The 18,854-nt window shown below is 51.1% G+C and carries 13 protein-coding genes and 1 riboswitch; of the genes, 4 read left to right on the plus strand and 9 right to left on the minus strand.

Features of this window, described 5'->3' with window-relative positions; genetic code table 11:
• Positions 1-159 precede the first annotated feature (159 nt).
• Positions 160-375, plus strand: a complete 216-nt coding sequence (locus tag ASG34_RS09010; RefSeq protein ID WP_235559733.1) for a hypothetical protein — start codon at positions 160-162, stop codon at positions 373-375.
• Positions 376-471: 96 nt separating this feature from the next.
• On the opposite strand, the gene yfaE is transcribed toward ASG34_RS09010, so the two are convergent.
• The 3 genes from yfaE to nrdA form a co-directional block, all read right to left on the minus strand.
• The gene (gene yfaE / locus ASG34_RS14270; RefSeq protein WP_055829702.1) at positions 472-885 is read right to left on the minus strand and encodes a class I ribonucleotide reductase maintenance protein YfaE; all 414 of its coding nucleotides are present in this window, start codon (positions 883-885) and stop codon (positions 472-474) included.
• A gap of 86 nt (positions 886-971) precedes the next feature.
• Positions 972-2,105: a class Ia ribonucleoside-diphosphate reductase subunit beta gene (gene nrdB, locus ASG34_RS09020; RefSeq protein ID WP_055829705.1), complete on the minus strand. Its 1,134-nt coding sequence runs from the start codon at positions 2,103-2,105 to the stop codon at positions 972-974.
• Positions 2,106-2,310: 205 nt separating this feature from the next.
• Complete coding sequence (nrdA, locus tag ASG34_RS09025) at positions 2,311-4,590, minus strand: class 1a ribonucleoside-diphosphate reductase subunit alpha (protein WP_055829707.1); 2,280 nt, start codon at positions 4,588-4,590, stop codon at positions 2,311-2,313.
• Between the two features lie 129 nt (positions 4,591-4,719).
• Positions 4,720-4,944, minus strand: a riboswitch (cobalamin riboswitch).
• A 410-nt stretch (positions 4,945-5,354) separates the two neighbouring features.
• Between nrdA and ASG34_RS09035 the strand changes: the two genes are divergently transcribed.
• The gene (locus ASG34_RS09035) at positions 5,355-6,623 is read left to right on the plus strand and encodes an OmpP1/FadL family transporter (protein ID WP_055829711.1); all 1,269 of its coding nucleotides are present in this window, start codon (positions 5,355-5,357) and stop codon (positions 6,621-6,623) included.
• A gap of 88 nt (positions 6,624-6,711) precedes the next feature.
• On the opposite strand, the gene metE is transcribed toward ASG34_RS09035, so the two are convergent.
• Positions 6,712-9,003, minus strand: a complete 2,292-nt coding sequence (metE, locus tag ASG34_RS09040) for a 5-methyltetrahydropteroyltriglutamate--homocysteine S-methyltransferase (RefSeq protein WP_055829713.1) — start codon at positions 9,001-9,003, stop codon at positions 6,712-6,714.
• Between the two features lie 106 nt (positions 9,004-9,109).
• Here metE and ASG34_RS09045 point away from each other — a divergent pair, with 106 nt between their 5' ends.
• The gene (locus ASG34_RS09045; protein ID WP_055829715.1) at positions 9,110-9,994 is read left to right on the plus strand and encodes a LysR family transcriptional regulator; all 885 of its coding nucleotides are present in this window, start codon (positions 9,110-9,112) and stop codon (positions 9,992-9,994) included.
• A gap of 6 nt (positions 9,995-10,000) precedes the next feature.
• Here the strand turns inward: ASG34_RS09045 and hflX are convergent, their stop codons facing one another.
• From hflX to ASG34_RS09070, 5 genes are all read right to left on the minus strand, one after another.
• On the minus strand, positions 10,001-11,341 hold the full coding sequence (hflX, locus tag ASG34_RS09050) for a GTPase HflX (protein WP_055829717.1): 1,341 nt from the start codon (positions 11,339-11,341) through the stop codon (positions 10,001-10,003).
• 319 nt (positions 11,342-11,660) lie between these two features.
• Positions 11,661-12,224, minus strand: a complete 564-nt coding sequence (locus ASG34_RS09055; RefSeq protein ID WP_055829720.1) for a PEP-CTERM sorting domain-containing protein — start codon at positions 12,222-12,224, stop codon at positions 11,661-11,663.
• A 227-nt stretch (positions 12,225-12,451) separates the two neighbouring features.
• The gene (locus ASG34_RS09060) at positions 12,452-13,846 is read right to left on the minus strand and encodes an efflux transporter outer membrane subunit (protein WP_055829722.1); all 1,395 of its coding nucleotides are present in this window, start codon (positions 13,844-13,846) and stop codon (positions 12,452-12,454) included.
• Positions 13,836-16,946, minus strand: a complete 3,111-nt coding sequence (locus ASG34_RS09065) for a multidrug efflux RND transporter permease subunit (protein WP_055829724.1) — start codon at positions 16,944-16,946, stop codon at positions 13,836-13,838. The genes ASG34_RS09060 and ASG34_RS09065 overlap by 11 nt, the downstream gene beginning before the upstream one ends.
• Entirely contained in the window at positions 16,943-18,127 is a 1,185-nt protein-coding gene (locus tag ASG34_RS09070) for an efflux RND transporter periplasmic adaptor subunit (protein WP_055829727.1), read from the minus strand. Before ASG34_RS09070 ends, ASG34_RS09065 begins: the two co-directional genes overlap by 4 nt.
• Before the next feature lie 121 nt (positions 18,128-18,248).
• Between ASG34_RS09070 and ASG34_RS09075 the strand changes: the two genes are divergently transcribed.
• Positions 18,249-18,845: a TetR family transcriptional regulator gene (locus ASG34_RS09075; protein ID WP_055830019.1), complete on the plus strand. Its 597-nt coding sequence runs from the start codon at positions 18,249-18,251 to the stop codon at positions 18,843-18,845.
• Positions 18,846-18,854: the final 9 nt, after the last annotated feature.

Consider the following 18,854-nt stretch of genomic DNA (forward strand, 5'->3'; position numbering starts at 1 on the left):
AAATCGAAGTTAATTTATGCAAAACACCCCTTAAAGCATTGAATTGACTAGCAAAACAGTATCTTTACAGTGTATACATACACAAAATTGTCTGTTAATGTTGCAAATATCAGAAAAATTACGGTGTTTTACACCGATCAATACGCGGGGTGTTTATTGATGATGGACATATCAGGAAAGTATTTGTACACCATACGCAGTGCGAATGGGGTGCTGGTTGAGAATTTGCAGGTGTTTGGCAAGTCTCGCACCGAAGCAGATGAGAAGATTCGCCAGATGTACTGGCGCTGTGAAATTATCAGTTGCGATATTGTTGTGAAGAAGGATTCGAAAGCACGTACACCACATATAAAAATGCAGTGGGTACGCCCCTAACATGGGGAGGACAGGCTGGCGTTAAGAACCAGCCCTGATTGCCGACTCTAAAGGCGCTTGTTGATACAGGCGCCTTTTTTATTGGTACTTTGCAAATTAGAACAATGACAGGTTGTTTGCCCGTGTATTGTTTTTGGCTGCCCTTTTTCTCGCTGGCTTTTTCACTGGCGCATGTTTGGGGGTGAGCATAGGCTCATCAAACAGGGATTGTTGCGCAGGGAACATATCGTTTTGCATTTGGGCTTTTTGCACATCAAGCCTGAGCTCGCAATCGACCCGGATGTCTGATTTGGGTACGCAGCAACAAGGCAGGATTTCGTCCGCACCGATAAATGCCAGCGGTTGTTCAAGGTATTCCACTTCCCCCGCCAGCAAGCGAACGCGGCACCCGCCACAATAACCGCTCCGGCACTGGTACTCTACTTCGTGCCCGGTGCGTTCAAGGCCTTCGAGCAGGGTTTCCTGCGGGATAAGGTTAAAGCGGATGTGCTGGCTTTGTACAACGCTCACGTGGGGTGGTGTTCACTTAAAAAGTCAATTTGAATAAGTGCGCGAGGGATCAGTGCAACGCCGCAATTTACCCGCGCAGCCACTTATTAGAGTTCAAAGTCGTTGAGATCATCTGCCGACATCTCCGAGTCAATCTGACCAATCAGGTAAGAACTTAATTCCACTTCTTGCGGGGCGACTTGCACGGTGTCTGACGCCAGCCACGTGTTGATCCATGGAATCGGGTTGCTTTTGGCATTGGGGAAAGCCGGTGGCAGGCCGACCGACGCCATGCGTGTGTTGGTGATGTACTCGACATACTGGCAGAGGATGTCTTTGTTGAGGCCTATCATGGAGCCATCTTTAAACAGGTATTCTGCCCATTGTTTTTCCTGCTCGGCGGCAGTTTTAAACATCTCGAAACATTCCTGGTGCAACTCGGCGGCGATCTCGGCGAACTCGGCATCGTCCTGCCCCGAACGCATGATGTTGAGCATGTGCTGGGTGCCGGTGAGGTGCAGAGCTTCGTCACGTGCAATCAGGCGGATGATCTTGGCGTTGCCTTCCATCACCTTGCGCTCGGCAAAGGCGAATGAGCAGGCAAAGCTGACGTAGAAACGGATCGCTTCAAGGATATTCACGTTCATCAGGCAGCGGTACAACAGCTTTTTCAGCTCGCGGCGATTGACCACTTTTTTCTCGCCATTGATCACGTGATCGCCCTCGCCCAGCTGTGAATACAGCATGGTCTGCTGGATCAGCTCATCGTAATAATGGGCGATATCCGATGCACGGGCAGTGATGTTGTCGTTGCGCACGATGTCATCAAAAATGATGGAAGGATCATTGACGATGTTGCGGATGATATGGGTGTATGAGCGCGAGTGGATGGTCTCGGAAAACGCCCAGGTCTCGATCCAGGTTTCCAGCTCTGGCAGTGACACCAGCGGCAGCAAAGCCACGTTGGGGCTACGGCCCTGGATGGAATCGAGCAGCGTCTGATACTTCAGGTTGCTGAGGAAAATATGCTTTTCATGCTCCGGCAGGTTCTGGTAATCAGAACGGTCCTGCGACACATCCACCTCTTCCGGACGCCAGAAGAAAGAAAGCTGCTTCTCGATCAACCGCTCGAATACCGGATATTTCTGCTGGTCATAACGCGCCACGTTGACGGGCTGACCGAAGAACATGGGTTCTTTGAGTTGATCGTTGTCTGTTTTGGTAAAGATGCTGTAGGCCATGGCCGTGTTCCTAATGTTTAAGTTTCAATACTCAAACTGCTTTTTAAAATGTATTTACTACTTCACTGCAAAACATACCAAATAAGTGAGCGAGCCGGATGAAGTGCAAGGCGCCCGGAACGCAACAACCGAGACAGTACAAATAGTACGGCGAGGTTGTGAGTACCGCGCAACGCCGCTATTCGCCGGCGCAGCCACTTATTATTTAGATTTTGCAGGCACCACCGGCACAACCATCATCCTCCGCCTCGGTGCCGCCTTCGGTGGCTCCGTCACGCGTGTTATGGTAGTACAGCGTTTTGATGCCCAGTTTGTACACTTGCAGCAGATCTTTCAGCAACTGCTTCATCGGCACACGGCCGCCTTCAAAACGGGTCGGGTCGTAGTTGGTGTTGGCAGAAATAGACTGGTCGACAAACTTCTGCATGATGCCCACCAGCTTGAGGTAGCCATCGTTGTTAGGCATTTTCCATAGTAACTGGTACTGGTCACGCAGGCGGTCGATCTCCGGCACGACCTGGCGCAGGATACCGTCTTTGGATTGCTTGACGGTGACCAGGCCGCGCGGTGGCTCAATACCGTTAGTCGCGTTGGCGATCTGGCTGGAAGTTTCTGATGGCATCAGCGCGGTCAGGGTGGAGTTACGCAAGCCATCTTTCTGGATTTCTTTGCGCAGGCTTTCCCAGTCCAGCAGCAACGGTTCCGTCGTCACGCTATCCAGATCCTTTTTATAGGTATCAATTGGCAGAATGCCCTTGGCGTAAGTGGTTTCGTTAAACGCCTGGCATGGGCCGAATTCACGTGATAACTGTACCGAAGCTTTCAGCAGGTAATACTGGATCGCTTCAAAGGTACGGTGGGTCAGGCCCAGCGCTGCATCGTCGGTATAGCTGGTGCCGTTTTTCGCCAGGTAATACGCATAGTTGATCACACCCACACCCAGTGAGCGGCGCTTGTCGGTCGCGTTCGAGGCAGCTTTGACCGGGTAATCCTGGTATACCAGCAAGGCATCCAGCGCACGCACCACCAGGTCAGACAGGCCTTCCAGCTCGTCCAGTGATTCCAGCGCACCGAGGTTGAAGGCTGACAGAGTGCACAGTGCGATTTCGCCTTCTTCATCATTGATGTCATTCAATGCCTTGGTTGGCAGCGCGATTTCCATACACAGGTTGGACTGGCGCACTGGCGCGACAGCCGGGTCAAACGGGCTGTGCGTGTTGCAGTGGTCAACGTTCTGGATGTAGATACGGCCGGTACCGGCGCGTTCCTGCATCATCAGCGAGAACAACTCCACCGCCGGAATAGTCCGTTTACGGATGCTGTCATCGTTTTCGTATTGCGTATACAGGCGTTCGAACTCATCCTGGTCGGCAAAGAAAGCATCGTACAGGCCAGGAATATCATGCGGCGAGAACAGGGTAATGTTCTGGCTCTTGATCAGGCGCTGGTACATCAGGCGGTTGATCTGTACGCCGTAGTCGAGGTGACGCACGCGGTTTTCTTCCACACCACGGTTGTTTTTCAACACCAGCAATGACTCCACTTCCAGGTGCCACAGCGGGTAGAACAAGGTTGCCGCACCACCACGCACACCACCCTGCGAGCAGGATTTCACTGCGGACTGGAACAGTTTGTAGAACGGCAGGCAACCGGTATGTTGCGCTTCGCCGCCACGGATTTCGCTACCAAGGGCGCGGATGCGGCCAGCGTTGACGCCGATCCCGGCCCGTTGCGAGACGTATTTCACAATCGCGCTGGAAGTGGCGTTGATGCTATCCAGGCTGTCATCACACTCGATCAGCACACAGGAACTGAACTGGCGGGTAGGCGTACGCACGCCGGACATGATAGGCGTAGGCAGAGAAATCTTGAACGTGGAAACAGCGTCGTAAAAACGCTTGATCAGGTCCAGACGCGCCTGGCCTTTATAGTTGGCAAACAGGCACATGGCCACCAAAATGTACAGGAACTGCGGGCTCTCGTAGATTTTCTTGGTGACACGGTTTTGTACCAGGTATTTACCCTCAAGCTGCTTGACCGCCGCGTAAGAGAAATTCAGGTCACGCCAGTGGTCAATATAGCCATTGAGCACATCGAATTCTTCACGGCTGTAATCACGCAACAAGTGCTGGTCATATTTGCCGAGCTCGGTCAGGCCGGTCACATGGTCAAACAGGTGCGGTGGCTCAAACTGGCCATAAGCAATCTTGCGCAAATGGAAAATCGACAGGCGGGCTGCGAGGTACTGGTAATCCGGTGTTTCTTCAGAGATCAGGTCCGCCGCGGATTTGATGATGGTCTCATGAATGGCATCAGTGCGGATGCCATCATAGAACTGGATATGGGAGCGCAACTCTACCTGCGACACCGACACGTTATTCAGGCCTTGTGCTGCCCAATCAATCACGCGGTGAATTTTGTCGAGATTGATAGGTTCCTTGCGACCATCTCTTTTTGTGGCCTGCATGGATTCGTATTGTGACATTGATGGCTCCCAATTCTGGCAGCGGGGGTCAGGAGCAAAGACGCAAACGCAAACATGGCACACCGGGCAACACCCGACATCATGATAAATGCACTGCAACTGCCGAGGACACCCCGCCTCAAACGTTAACAAGTAAAAAAACTGACGGTCGGTCTCCTGGCTCTCAGGTCATGATTATTTGCTGTCGCCTTCCCGAATTACTTCAGTGGCTTAAAGTGTTCGCAAACAACTCGCTGATCACAGTTGCGGGGGCAGCCCTGGCTTGATGAATACCGTGCAGTGTTTCACGCACCAGATTCCCTTTTAAATGCAGAAGAAGTGTTTCTCCTGCAAACCGTATGGATGCGACTATAAAACAATATCTATGGCTTTTCAATCAGACAAAACACAAGATATAGTTATAAAGTCACGCCAAAATAGTCAACTGGTTGTTTCTATTAAAGAATTATTTTTAAGATTTTTTTTAAGAAAATTTTGTGGAAATGCATTGCATTTTTAATAAATTTGCGCATTGCTTGTTACAAAGCTGAAACATTTTTAATCAGGGTGCTTAAAACAGGAATGGGCGATAAAAACGCAAGTCTTGCAAGTGGTGATCTCCAACAAATATGAGACTATGCTATCAGCGACAAAATCGGCAAAATGAATCTGTTAGAAAACTCTTTTCCAGGTTAAAAATACAGTGCAATTGCCGCTCTATTATCGCGATACTGTTTTGCCTGTTTATGTAAAACTATAAGCCACTAACGAAAACCACACTCGCAATGACTTACTTCAATTTCTCCACGATTCGCCTGGCAACCGTCCTGATTTTGGCTATCACTGGCAGTGCTGCACATGCCACCAATGGTATTAACCTGATAGGCTTTGGCGCTGAATCCAGCCTGATGGCGGGTGCTGATGTAGCAGTTGCACGCGACACCAGCGCGCTGAATACCAATCCGGCCGGGCTGACGCAGATCAAGGCGCCGCTGCTGGACATGTTTGGCTCGATACTACGCACCACCGACCTGGTGCATAAAGACCCCCGCAACGAAGAACATGCCTCTAACCGTTACACGCCTCTAGGCGGCGGTGGTTATGCGCGACCAATTGAAGACACATCCTGCACGGCGGGCGTAGGTTTCTTCGCACAAGGCGGCGCCGGTGGTGTATTTGATAAAATCCGCACGCCGTTTGGCAATCGCGATGATTTATCATCACTGTTCGGCATCGCTAAGGTTATTCCCGGCATTGGCTGCGAAGTGAACGAGAAACTTTCAATCGGGGCCAGCTTGAACTTTGTCTATGCAAGCATAGAGCAGGACTTTTTTGCCAATACCTCAGTCCCTGCTGCGCCCTTTATTGGCTATAAGTTAGAAGATGCATCGGCAATACGCACCGGATTCAAGCTGGGCATGCAATACCGTGTCACTCCAACATTGACCCTGGCTGCCGCTTACAGCGAAAAGACTGAATTACCACTTACTGGCGGCTCATTAGTAGCTGATTTCACCGGCGCAGGGTTAGGTAAGGTGAAGTATTCCGATGCCTCAGTCAAAGGCTTCGCGTTGCCGCGTGAAGTCGCTGTGGGTTTGGCATTTAAACCGGCGGATGCCTGGCTGCTTTCATTCAAGCTAAACTGGCTTAACTGGGATGATGCGATCAATGACGTGAAATTACGCGCCACCAACCCTAACAATTCTTTAGCACCTGCTGTGTATGGTTCAACCAACCCTGCTGACTGGAAAAACCAGTGGGTGGTCGCCACCGGCGTTGCTTACAACTGGGATGACCGCACGACCATTTATGCGGGCCACAACTATGGCAGAAACCCGATTCCACGTGAGACTACCAACCCGTTACTGGCTGGCATTTTAGAGCATCACCTGACGTTTGGTGCCGCGCGCAAGATAGACCAGAACTGGCTTGCAACCGGTGGCGTGGAGTGGATGCTGCCGGTCAGCGTAAAATACAACAGTGCATTGCTAGGCGACTCGGAAATCCGTAATGAGGCGATTGTGCTGCACTTTATGCTGAGCCGCCGCTGGTAGGTTTAATGACCAGCTATAAAAAGAAAACGCTGATATCTATTACGGATATCAGCGCTTTTTAGCCAAAAATACGCTTAAAACAGACTCACTAAGCGTTTGCCCGCAACGTTTTAGCTGCTGCCACCATATTCGTCAGCGCCGGCAACACTTCCGCCCATTGTCGTGTTTTCAGGCCGCAATCCGGATTGACCCATAAACGCTCCGCAGGTATGCGCTCGGCGGCCTTTTGCATCAACTGCACAATATGTGCCTCGCTAGGAATATTCGGTGAGTGGATATCGTAAACGCCAGGCCCGATCTCGTTCGGGTAGTTGAAGCCATCAAATGCATCCAGCAGCTCCATATCTGAACGCGAGGTTTCAATGGTAATCACATCGGCATCCATGTCGGCAATCGATTGGATGATATCGTTGAATTCCGAATAACACATGTGGGTATGAATCTGTGTTTCATCGGCGACACCATTGGCGGTGATGCGGAATGACTCCACTGCCCATTGCAGGTATTCATTCCATTGCGACTTGCGCAATGGCAACCCTTCACGCAAGGCTGCTTCGTCGATCTGGATCATATTGATGCCCGCTTTTTCCAGGTCCAGCACTTCCTGGCGTATTGCCAATGCCAGCTGGTAGCACGAGACAGAACGCGGCTGGTCATCGCGTACAAATGACCAGTTCAGTATCGTGACCGGACCGGTCAGCATGCCTTTCATCGGCTTGCTGGTCAATGATTGGGCATACTTGATCCACTCCACGGTCATGGCTTTGGGACGACTGATATCACCAAACAAAATAGGTGGTTTCACACAACGTGAGCCATAGGACTGCACCCAGCCAAACTGGCTGAACGCATAGCCATCCAGCTGCTCACCGAAATATTCCACCATGTCATTACGCTCGGCTTCGCCATGCACCAATACATCCAGACCCAGGGTTTCCTGTTCTTTGACGCTACGGGCAATTTCAGCTTCCATGGCTATTTTGTAGCCAGCCTCATCCAGGCGCCCTGCCTTGAACTCACTGCGGGCATGACGAATCTCAGCAGTTTGCGGGAAAGAACCAATGGTGGTGGTAGGGTATTTAGGCAGCTTGAGCAATGCCGCCTGTTTGGCCACACGTTGTGCATAAGCACTCTTGCGCTGACCTAATTGTGGCGTCAGTTTTTCCAATGCTGCTTTCACCACCGGATGATTGACGCGTTGCGAACTGCGACGCGCTTCAATCGCGGCCTGATTGTCTGCCAACTGGTCTTTGACTGCCGCTCGACCTTGATTCAAGGCGGTAGCCAGAACATTTAATTCTTGTAGTTTCTCGGTAGCAAACGCCAGCCAGGATTTAATCTCGCTATCCAGCTTTTGCTCACTCTCCAGATCCACAGGCACATGCAATAAAGAACAAGAAGGCGCCAACCACAAACGATCACCGAGGCGTTCTGCAATCGGTTCCAACCAGTCCAGTGTGGCATTCAAATCCGTTTTCCAGATATTGCGCCCATTGATGACACCCACTGAAAGCACTTTATGCGCAGGCAACATGCCAATCAAAGAAACGACTTCACTACGTGCGTTGATGACGTCCACATGCAGGCCAGCCACCGGCAAATTGGCCGCCAGGTATTGGTTATCGACAAGTTGGCCAAAGTAAGTGGCGACCAGTAACTTGACGCGGCAGCTCTTTAACTGGTGGTAGGCCAGGTTAAATGCATGCTGCCATTCCGCATCCAGCTCGGTCACCAGGAGTGGTTCGTCAATCTGCACCCATTCCACGTCTTGCGCGGCCAATGTCTCCAGCAACTCTGTATACACCTGCAGCAATTGTGGCAACAAGGCTAGCCGGTTTGAGTGATCCTTGACTTTACCAATCGCAAGGTAAGTCACAGGGCCAACAATCACTGGTTTAGCTCTGACGTTTTGCGCTTTGGCTTCGGCTAATTGTTCGAGCAGACGAGTCGCATCCAGCTTGAATTGGGTCTCAGCGGTGAATTCAGGCACGATATAGTGGTAGTTGGTATCAAACCACTTGGTCATTTCCCCGGCGGTAACCCCGCCGCAGCAATGTGCATGCTCTTCGCCAGACGCTGTGGAACGGCCACGCGCTACACGGAAGTAATTATCCAGTTGGTCGCCATGAAAGTCCTGCACACGTGCTGGCAAATTACCCAGGGTAAAACTCATGTCCAGCACCTGGTCATAAAATGCAAAGTCACCTACAGGCGCTAAATCCAAACTAGCCTGCAACGACCAGTTACCCTGGCGTAAATCTTTGCCGATCTGCTTTAAAGCCTCTAGTGAAGACTGCCCTTTCCAGTATGCCTCAAGGGCAAATTTCAATTCGCGTTTTGCGCCTATGCGCGGAAATCCTAGATTGTGTGTGGTGACCATGGTTGTCTCGCCTGTAATCGTTAAGAACACGCATTCTAGAAAACACAAACCATGAAGTAAAATGGTATTATTTCAATCATCGATTAATTTTATTCATACATAAACGATGATTGAACGTATCCATTTGGCGATTATTCGTGAGGTTGAACGGCAAGGCTCGCTGACAGCAGCGGCTGAAAAATTATTTGTCACGCAATCTGCCCTAAGCCACTCCATCAAAAAACTGGAACAGCAACTGGGCACGGATATCTGGCTACGCGAGGGCCGCAGTTTGCGCCTGACCCAGGCCGGGCAATATATGCTGGCAGTCGCCAACCGTTTGCTGCCACAGTTATCGCTGGCGGAAGAGCGCCTGCGCCAGTTTGCCCAGGGCGAGCGTGGCACCTTACGCATAGGTATGGAGTGCCATCCTTGCTACCAGTGGTTGCTGAAAGTAGTGTCACCCTACCTGGCCGACTGGCCGGATGTGGATGTGGACGTGAAACAGAAGTTCCAGTTTGGTGGCATAGGCGCGCTGTTTGGCTACGAGATCGATATGCTGGTCACGCCGGACCCGTTATACAAACCTGGCCTGGTATTTCAACCGGTGTTTGATTATGAACAAGTGCTTATCGTGAACCACCAGCATCCATTGGCAAAATCGGCCTATGTCGTGCCTGAACAGTTAAGCAACGAAACGCTGATCACCTACCCGGTCGAGATAGACCGGCTGGATATCTATAACCAGTTTCTGCAACCGGCGGGCATCAGCCCGCACGTGCATAAACCGATTGAAACCACAGATATCATGCTGCAAATGGTGGCCAGTGGCCGTGGGGTAGCCGCTTTACCGCGCTGGCTGGTGGAGGAATATCAAAACCGTTTTGACGTCACGCCGGTAAAGCTGGGGAAGCAAGGTATCGCCAAACAGATCTACCTGGGTATCCGTGAAACCGATACCCAGATTGATTATGTGCAGGCGTTTATTGAATTGGCTCAGGGTCGGAAGTGACTGTCATCACTCTAGCTGGGTTAACTGTTCACGCAGGCTATCGATATCGTTGGCTTCGCCACGCACAGTGAAAAAAGTGCCGTCATCCTCCGAGCGCTCGCTCACTACCTGACAGGTACTGTAAATTTTGCCGCGCAGTTGTTGTGCGGACCAGGGCACAAAAATCTCGGCTTCAACCAGGTCCTGCTGGAAGAAGTCGACCAGTTTCTGGCGGAGCGCCGCCACTTCATCCGGGCGGCGGGCACTCATCACTATGCAATCCGGGTATTTCAGACGCAGGGCAGCATCGCACTCGGCTTGCGCCGTGGCATCGCCAACATAGTCTATCTTGTTGAACACCCGGATACGCGGCACATCGTCCGCTTCGATTTCTTCCAGTACTTTATCTGTCACTTCAAGCTGGCGCTCAAAACCGGGATCGCTTGCATCAATCACATGCAGCAGCAATGACGCATCCAGCGCCTCATCCAGCGTGGACTTGAAAGAGGCGACCAGGCCATGCGGCAGGTTCTTGATAAAGCCGACCGTATCACTGACCAGCACGCGTGGCACACTCTCGGGGTACAGGGCCCGCACCGTGGTGTCCAGTGTGGCGAAAAGCTTATTCGCCACCAGCACTTCGCTGCCAGTCAGTGCGCGCATCAAGGTAGATTTACCGGCGTTGGTATAACCGACCAAGGCGACACTCGCCATCGTCTGGCGCTCCTGACGGCGGGCGCGTTGTGTCCTGCGCTCGCCATCCATCACGATAATTTCCTGCTGCAGATCGGCAATGCGGTCGCGAATCTTGCGCCTGTCCAGCTCGGTGTGCGACTCACCTGCCCCGCGGCCACCCGCCCCACTGCGCTGACGGCCCTGCGGACCTGCCAGTTTCGCCGCCTCGCGCAAACGTGGCGCCATATAGCCAAGACGCGCGATCTCCACCTGGGCGCGTGCGGCGCGTGAGCGGGCATTGCGATGAAAGATTTCGAGGATGACCATGGTGCGATCCATCACCTCACAGCCCACTTCAATTTCCAGGTTACGCGCCTGAGCCGGCGAAATTTCGTGGTCAACCAGAACGGCCTCAATAATAGGTAACTGTGCATCCAGCGACTGAGATTCATCCTCGGCAGACTCAATACTTACATAATCACGGATTTCCTCGCGCTTACCTATCCCAAGATAGCCGGTCGTATCAAAGCTGGTGCGCTTCTGCACAAATGTGTTTACGATTTTGTAGCCCAGCGTTTTTGCCAGTTCGCGCAGCTCGCTCAAAGAGGCTTCAAACTCGATATCACTCACATTGGGTAGCTGAACAGCCGCAACTACGGCGTATCTGATAGGCTCTTTTACTTCACTTTGCATTAGGGAGTTTTATCTCTTGGATTGGTGAGGGTAGATAGTACGGTAAATTCGAGTATCTCCCTCATGCGCGTTGAAATATAGTCAGAAGTGACACATCATATATGCCACGGTTTCTGTAACATTTTTCCTATAACTATCAAAGATTTCTTTCAGCTTAAAAAGCATTTAAACCTGTTTTTATCTGATACTCGGCAATTTGTTATAGCTTGATTACTGGCGATTGTGCGCTTGTAAAAGCCCAGGTTTAATATCAGGTTTTATGTGAGTAAAAATAAAAAAGCCCATCACATTGTGACGGGCTTTTTATATGCAGATCGAACTATGAACGACGGCGAGCAGCAATCAAACCTAATACACCCAGACCAGCCAGGAAGCTTGCGCTAGATACTGGTTCTGGCACTGGTGAAAGTGCAGCAGCTACATCCGGACCACTACCCACTAACTGGAAACTGCCTGAGTAAAGGCCGTTAGTGGTATAAGCAGTGACAATACCACCGATGAAATCAAGACCTGTTGCACCAAAATCAGGGTTCAGGGCTGAGTCAGGATCCCATGTGAAGCTGAACGTATCAAAAGTATTGAAACTTGTGAAATCAAAACCGAATACGGAACCGCTACCGAAGAATGTAGCTGTACCACCTGATGGATTGGTCACGGAAGTTGGAGTTCCGTCAATGACAAGGGCACTTCCATCTGAGGTGATTGCAGTACTAAAATCAAAAACCAGCTTGGTGATTTCATAGCTGGAACCGTTAAAACCACCAGTTTCGATATGAAAACCATCGGCACCGGGTTCTGTGACAAAAATTGACGCTGCAGCGAAAGCCTGCGTGTAGCCGAATGCCAAGCTTAAGGCAACTGCAAATTTACTAAGTTGTTTCATATGGGTCTCCTCAATTAGAAATAATAAGAACTTCAAAAAACGCTTAAAAAACTGGGAAATCGCCCTGAAACTATATTATTTATATTTTTTTAATATTTGATTTAAATATACATTCATCAATGAAATTTGCAATTGACTTTCCCTTGTTGCAAATGAATTCAGGTGAAAATTTTTGTTAACTCAACACTTAACGCAAGATTAAATATCTCCACTGACTTTTCTATCTTTTAACTGCCACCAAGCGCTTTATACAGGCTCACTTGATTCTGTAGTGCCAGCTGCCTGATTTGCAATGCCTGTGCCTGCGCATCCAGCACACTACGTTGAGCATCCAATAATTCCAAATAGGTCACCAGCCCCTGATCCAGTTTGCGTTTGACCAGTTGCAGGCGACTGCTTTCCAGGTCATTCAAGCGAGTCCTGGCGGCGGACTCTTCTTCAATTGCGGTGCGAGTAGAGAGCACATCCATCACTTCTTTAAATGCAGTCTGTATGGTTTTTTCATAATTAACGACTTCGATGTGCTGGCGCGCTTCTGCCAGGTTCAGGTTGGCTTTGTTTCTGCCGTAGTTAAAGATCGGGATAACCAGTTGCGGACTGAATGCCCAGTAATTGCTGCCGGTCTGGGTAAACAGTTTGGAAAAGTCAGAATTGACCAGGCCAACATTGGTGGTCAATTGCAGGCGCGGATAAAACGCAGCGCGGGCAGCACCGATATTGGCATTGGCGGCTTTCAACTGATGCTCGGCTGCGCGGATATCGGCTCTTCTGGTTAACAGCGTTGAAGGCAATCCGGCGGGTGTATTACCTAGCCTGAGTGCTTCCAGTGGCTTGACGATCAACGCCGTGCGCTGTGAGGGTTCGCCTAACAATAAATAAAGCGCATTCTTGGTGGTTTCCAGTTGGCGTTGCCATTGCGCATATTGCGCCTGCACTTGCTCTACCTGAATCTGTGCGGATTTCACATCCAGTATCTGGTCTAAGCCTGCATCAAAACGGCGCTGGGTGCGCTGCAAAGTCTGTTTTCTGTCATCCAGCGTTTGCTGTGCGAGTTTGAGCTGTGCGTGTATGGTCAACAGGTTGACGTATTGCGTGGCGATTTCGGTGACGAGTGAAGCCTGTATCGCCTGCCTGTTTTCCGCGACAGCCAGATATTGTTCCAGTGCGGCCTGAGATAAACTTTTAACGCGACCAAATATATCCACTTCGTACTCGGAGATACCAACGCCTACCCGGAATAACTCTGCTTCAAAGGCCTGGCTGGAACTGAATACGGTTCTGCTGCGGTCGTAAGCGAGGTTGCCTTGTATGGTTGGTAACCGGTCGGCTTTCTGGATGCCATAAGTGGCTTTGGCTTCGTCCATGCGCAACACCGCCGTTTTCAGGTCGCGGTTGTGCTCTAAAGCTACCTGAATCAGTTTTTGTAAATCGGTATCCGGGAAGTAACTTTGCCAGGTTAATGGTGGCACCTCGGTCACGGCATCACTGGCGGGTTGTCCGGGATATGCTTCAGGCACCGGTGCTGGGGGCCTGAAATATTCAGGGACCAGCGAGCAGCTGCTGAGCGCGAACACCAGCGCAACGCCTGCTGCCAGTTGGCCTTTGATACGACTACACTTCATGGGACACCTTTTGTTGAGTTTCCGGCTTGCGCATCCAGCGCCCGACCACCATAAAAAACAAGGGAACAAAAAAGATAGCCAGCAAGGTGGCAGTGATAATACCGCCGAGCACGCTGGTACCGATGGCCACCTGGGCACCAGATGCTGCACCGGTAGAGAAAGCCAGCGGGATCACGCCAACCCCAAACGCCAGAGATGTCATGACAATCGGACGTAAACGCTCTTTGGCGGCCAGCAGGCTGGCCTCAATTAATGGCATGCCCTGCAATACATGTTCACGCGCAAACTCCACAATCAGGATGGCGTTCTTCGCCGACAGGCCTATGGTGGCAATCAGGCCCACCTTGAAATAAATGTCATTCGGCAATCCCCGTATGGTCACGCCTAATACCGCGCCCAATACCCCCAAAGGCACTACCAGCATCACCGCGAACGGGATCGCCCAGCTTTCATACAAGGCAGCCAACACCAGGAACACCACCAGGATAGATAAACCGAACAACAAAGCAGCCTGGCTGCCGGACTGTTTTTCTTCCAGTGATTGCCCGGCCCATTCAAAGCCTATGCCTTTGCCCAGGCCCTGCACTACCGTCTCAACTTTTTTCATGGCATCGCCACTGCTGTAACCAGGCGCCGGCCCGCCATTGATATTAAAGGAAGGAAAACCGTTAAAACGGGTGCGTTGCGGCGTGCCCATGGCCCAATCCAGCGTCATGATGGAAGAAAGCGGTATCAGGCTGCCATCCGCCGCTTTCAGGCGGATTTTCTTAATATCTTCCAGCGTCTGGCGTTGTTTGCCATCGGCCTGAATCAGTACCCGGCGCACCTGGTTGCCATAGACAAAATCCCCCAGGTAATTAGATCCCAACAGCGTCGCCAGCGTCTCATTGATCTCATCCAGCGACACCCCTAGCGCATTGGCTTTAGTGCGGTTAAGTTGCATGTTAACCACCGGTGTATCGTACAAACCTGCGAACAATACATTGGCTAATTCAGGATGTTTGGCCGATTCAGAAATCAGTTGGTCACGCGCTTTCATCAGCGTTTCTATGCCGACACTCGCCCGGTCCACCAGCTTGAGGTCAAATCCGCCTACGCTACCCAACTCAGGCAGCGGTGGCGCATTCATGGCGAAAATCGTCAAGTTGGGGCGGCCATAGAAATGCTGGTTGACGCGGTTGACAATCGCCTGCACCTGCTGTTCAGCCTCAGGCCGCTCTGCCCAGTCTTTGAGCGTGATAAACAGCATGCCGCTATTGGTGCTCGTGCCGTAAAAGCTGAAGCCACTGACTTCAAAAATGATATCCACCGGTTCGTTCTTCTGGATATAGCTGCTCATATCACCGAGCACTTGTGCGGTTTCCGCCAGCGTCGCACCTTGTGGCAATGACACCATCACCATAAAGTTTCCCTGGTCTTCTTCCGGCAGGAAAGCGCCTGGCAACCGCATAAACAACCAGCCGACCAAGGTCACAATCAGTGTGAATACTACCAGCCAGCGCAATGGTTTTTTGAGCAAGCCGCCAGTCAATCGCGTATAGCGCTCGGTCAAGTGTTGAAAGCTGCGGTTAAACCACACAAAGAAACCGGCTTTTGCCCCGGATTCATGGCGTAACAAGGTCACGCACAAGGCAGGCGTCAGCGACAATGCGAGGAATGCAGAGAAACTGATCGAGACGGATAATGCCAGCGAAAACTGGCGGTAAATATTACCCACAGCACCGCTGAAAAATGCCATCGGGATAAACACCGATACCAGAACGGCAGTAATCCCAACCACTGCGCCACTGATCTGCGACATGGCTTTCACAGTAGCATCGTAGGGTGACAAGCCTTCATCAACAATCAGGCGTTCTACGTTTTCCACCACCACAATCGCATCATCGACCAGGATACCAATCGCCAGCACCACACCAAACATCGTGAGTACATTAATCGAATAACCCAGCCAGTACATCACGGCAAACGTACCCATTAGCGCAATCGGCACCACAATGGTCGGGATCAGCGTTGCGCGCAGGTTTTGCATAAATAGGTACATGACCAAAAACACCAGCACCACCGCCTCAATCAGGGTCTGGATCACTTTTTTGATCGAAATAGATACAAAGGCAGAGGAGTCATACGATAGCTGGAACACCACATTCGGCGGGAAGTATGGCTGCATCTGTTCCATGGCAACCTTCACGCGCTTGATCGTTTCTACCGCATTCGAACCCGGTGCCAGTTTGATCGCCATACCGGCTGCATTCTTACCATTCACTTTTGAGCTGTAGGTATAGTCGCTGCTGCCCATTTCGACGCGCGCGACGTCCTTGACCAGCAACGCTGAGCCGTCCGGCTGCGTGCGGATAGGCACATTGGCGAAATCTTCCGCGGTTTTAAGCGTGGCATCTGCTTCCAGTGACACACTGAGTGGCGTGCCATCCGGCACACCGCTGGCACCCACCTGGCCCAGAGTCAGGCGGGTATTGTAACTACGCAAAACATTGGAAATTTCCGACACGCTAACATTCAGGCCTGCCATCTTCTGCGGGTCAGGCCAGATACGCATGGCATATTCCGGGCTGAAAGATTGCACCTTACCCACCCCCTGCACGCGTTTAAGCGTAGGCATCACAGTGGCAGAAGACAACTCTCCAAGGTCAATTTCGCTGTAGCGGTTATCTTCAGAAGTCAGCGACACAATCAGCTGGAAGCTGTCAGCAGATTTTTCGACCATGATGCCGCTACGGCGGACGATTTCCGGCAAGCGCACTTCCACACTCTTGAGGCGGTTCTGCACATCCACCGCCGCCAGATCGGGGTTAGTGCCCTGGCGGAAAGTGACGCTGATGGAAGCCATGCCCACATTGCTGGTGGCCGATACATACATCAGGCCTGGCATGCCATTCATCTCGCGCTCAATAATCGAGGTGACGGTTTCTTCGACCACTTTTGCTGACGCGCCGGGATAAGTCGCCGCGATATTGACCACTGGCGGTGCGATGTCAGGATATTGTGCAATCGGCAATTGTTTAATCGCCAGGATACCGGCCAGCACAATCAGGATAGCAATCACCCATGCAAATATCGGGCGATCAATAAAGAATCTGCTCATGAAGCGGCTTTCGTTGTTTTTTCGGTGGTGTCGCTTTTGCTAGCGTCTTTATCATTTACGCCGACCACTTTCGGCCTCACTTTTGTACCCGCCACTTGTGTAGCCGCATTGGTGATCACTACCTTTTCGCCTGGTTGCAAGCCCTGCTCAATCACCCATTGTTTGCCGGACAGGCTGCCGGTTTGCACTTCACGTGATTCAAGCGCTTGCTGTGCATTCACTACCCAAACCCTTGCTGAAAACTGGTCGCGAAGCAAGGCATCACGTGGGATCAGAATGGCTTTCGGGTTTGTTGCCTGGCGTATCTTCAGGCGCACATAGGCGCCTGGCATCAACTCTTGCTGCGGGTTTTCAAAAATGGCGCGCATCACTACTGAGTCTGTGGTCTGGTTGACAGACACATCCGAGAATGACAGTTTTCCAGCGCTTGGGTAAGCTGTCCCGTCTGGAAGGATCAATTCGATTTTAAATTTGCCATCGCTGCCCTTGAGTTGTCCATCCCGCAGTGCTTTGCGCAAGGCAAACACTTCAGAAGAAGATTGCGCGAAGTTGACATAGACCGGATTTACCTGCTCCACCGTGGTCATATGCGTGGCTTCATCCTTCCCCACCAGCGCACCTTCAGTCACCAGCGCACGTCTTGCCACCCCATCAATAGGTGCAGCCACATTGGCATAGCCAACATCCAGTTTGGCGCGATTGAGTTTGGCATGGGCGGCAGCCACTTCGGCTTTTGCCAGCTGCGCTTCGGCTTGCGCCGCACGAAAATCGCGCTGGCTCACCGATTGGTCGCTCACTAATGCCTGGTAGCGTTGCAATTTGTCATTGGCATTTACCAGGTTGGCTTCTGTCCTGGCTAACTCAGCTTCGGCTTCCAGCTTGGAAGCCTGTAATTGTTCGGGATTCAGCGCAAACAAGATTGTCCCGGCTTTGACAACTTGCCCTTCCTGGTACAAACGCTTGGCGACAATACCGGTGACGCGTGCCCGCACTTCAGCAATCCGGAAAGCCTCTACCCGACCTGGCAGCTCCACTTCCGTAGGTATTTCTGTATATTGCACCTGAACCACCTCAACCTCGGGCGCGCCAGCCTGGTCAACGGCTGCCTCTTCAGTTTTGCTGCAGGCAGCCAAAAACAATAATAAAAACAAGGAAATGGATACTGAACGGAATAGCGACATACACATGCCTTAAATGCGGATTGCCTCCATTCTATCCGCTGCCATTTAATTAATCAATCGTGACTGATTAATTATTTTTTGCTATGATGAAGCCATTCATTTCTTAAGCATGTCATTAGCCATGGCCAGAAAAACCAAAGAGGATGCCCAAAAAACCCGCGACCAGATTATGGATGCTGCGGAAACCGTGTTTTACAACAAGGGATTTACGCTCACCACCATGTCAGACATTGCGGAATCCGCCGCACTTTCGCGCGGTGCCGTCTATGGTCATTACAAAAGCAAGCTGGAACTGGCAACTGCAATGGCTGAACGCGTGATAGAACAAGTCGCACCTTTTCATGGGAATGAAAACCTGAGCCCTCTACTCAATCTGAAACACTATTGCCTGCAGGAAATCCGCAGTTACATTGAACCCAGCTCTATACAGAAAGTATTGTTTTTTCTGTATGTCGGCATTGATGATTCGCCTGAACTATTGCAACACCGCTATGCGTGGGAAAAAAAACGGATTACACAGATTAATGCTTTACTCAAACAAGCGATCACTGTTGGCGAGTTGAAACCAGATGCAGATTTCGAGCTGATGAGCCTGTATTGTCAATCTATCATTGAAGGAGTATTCAGCATTGTGCATTTTGGCAATTTGCCGGAAACACAGCGCTGGCATAAAGCCGAACAGCTATGTGAATATGGCCTGCAACGGCTTTCGACTTAGAAAAACAGG

The organism is Methylophilus sp. Leaf416 (assembly GCF_001424665.1).
Taxonomy (GTDB): domain Bacteria; phylum Pseudomonadota; class Gammaproteobacteria; order Burkholderiales; family Methylophilaceae; genus Methylophilus.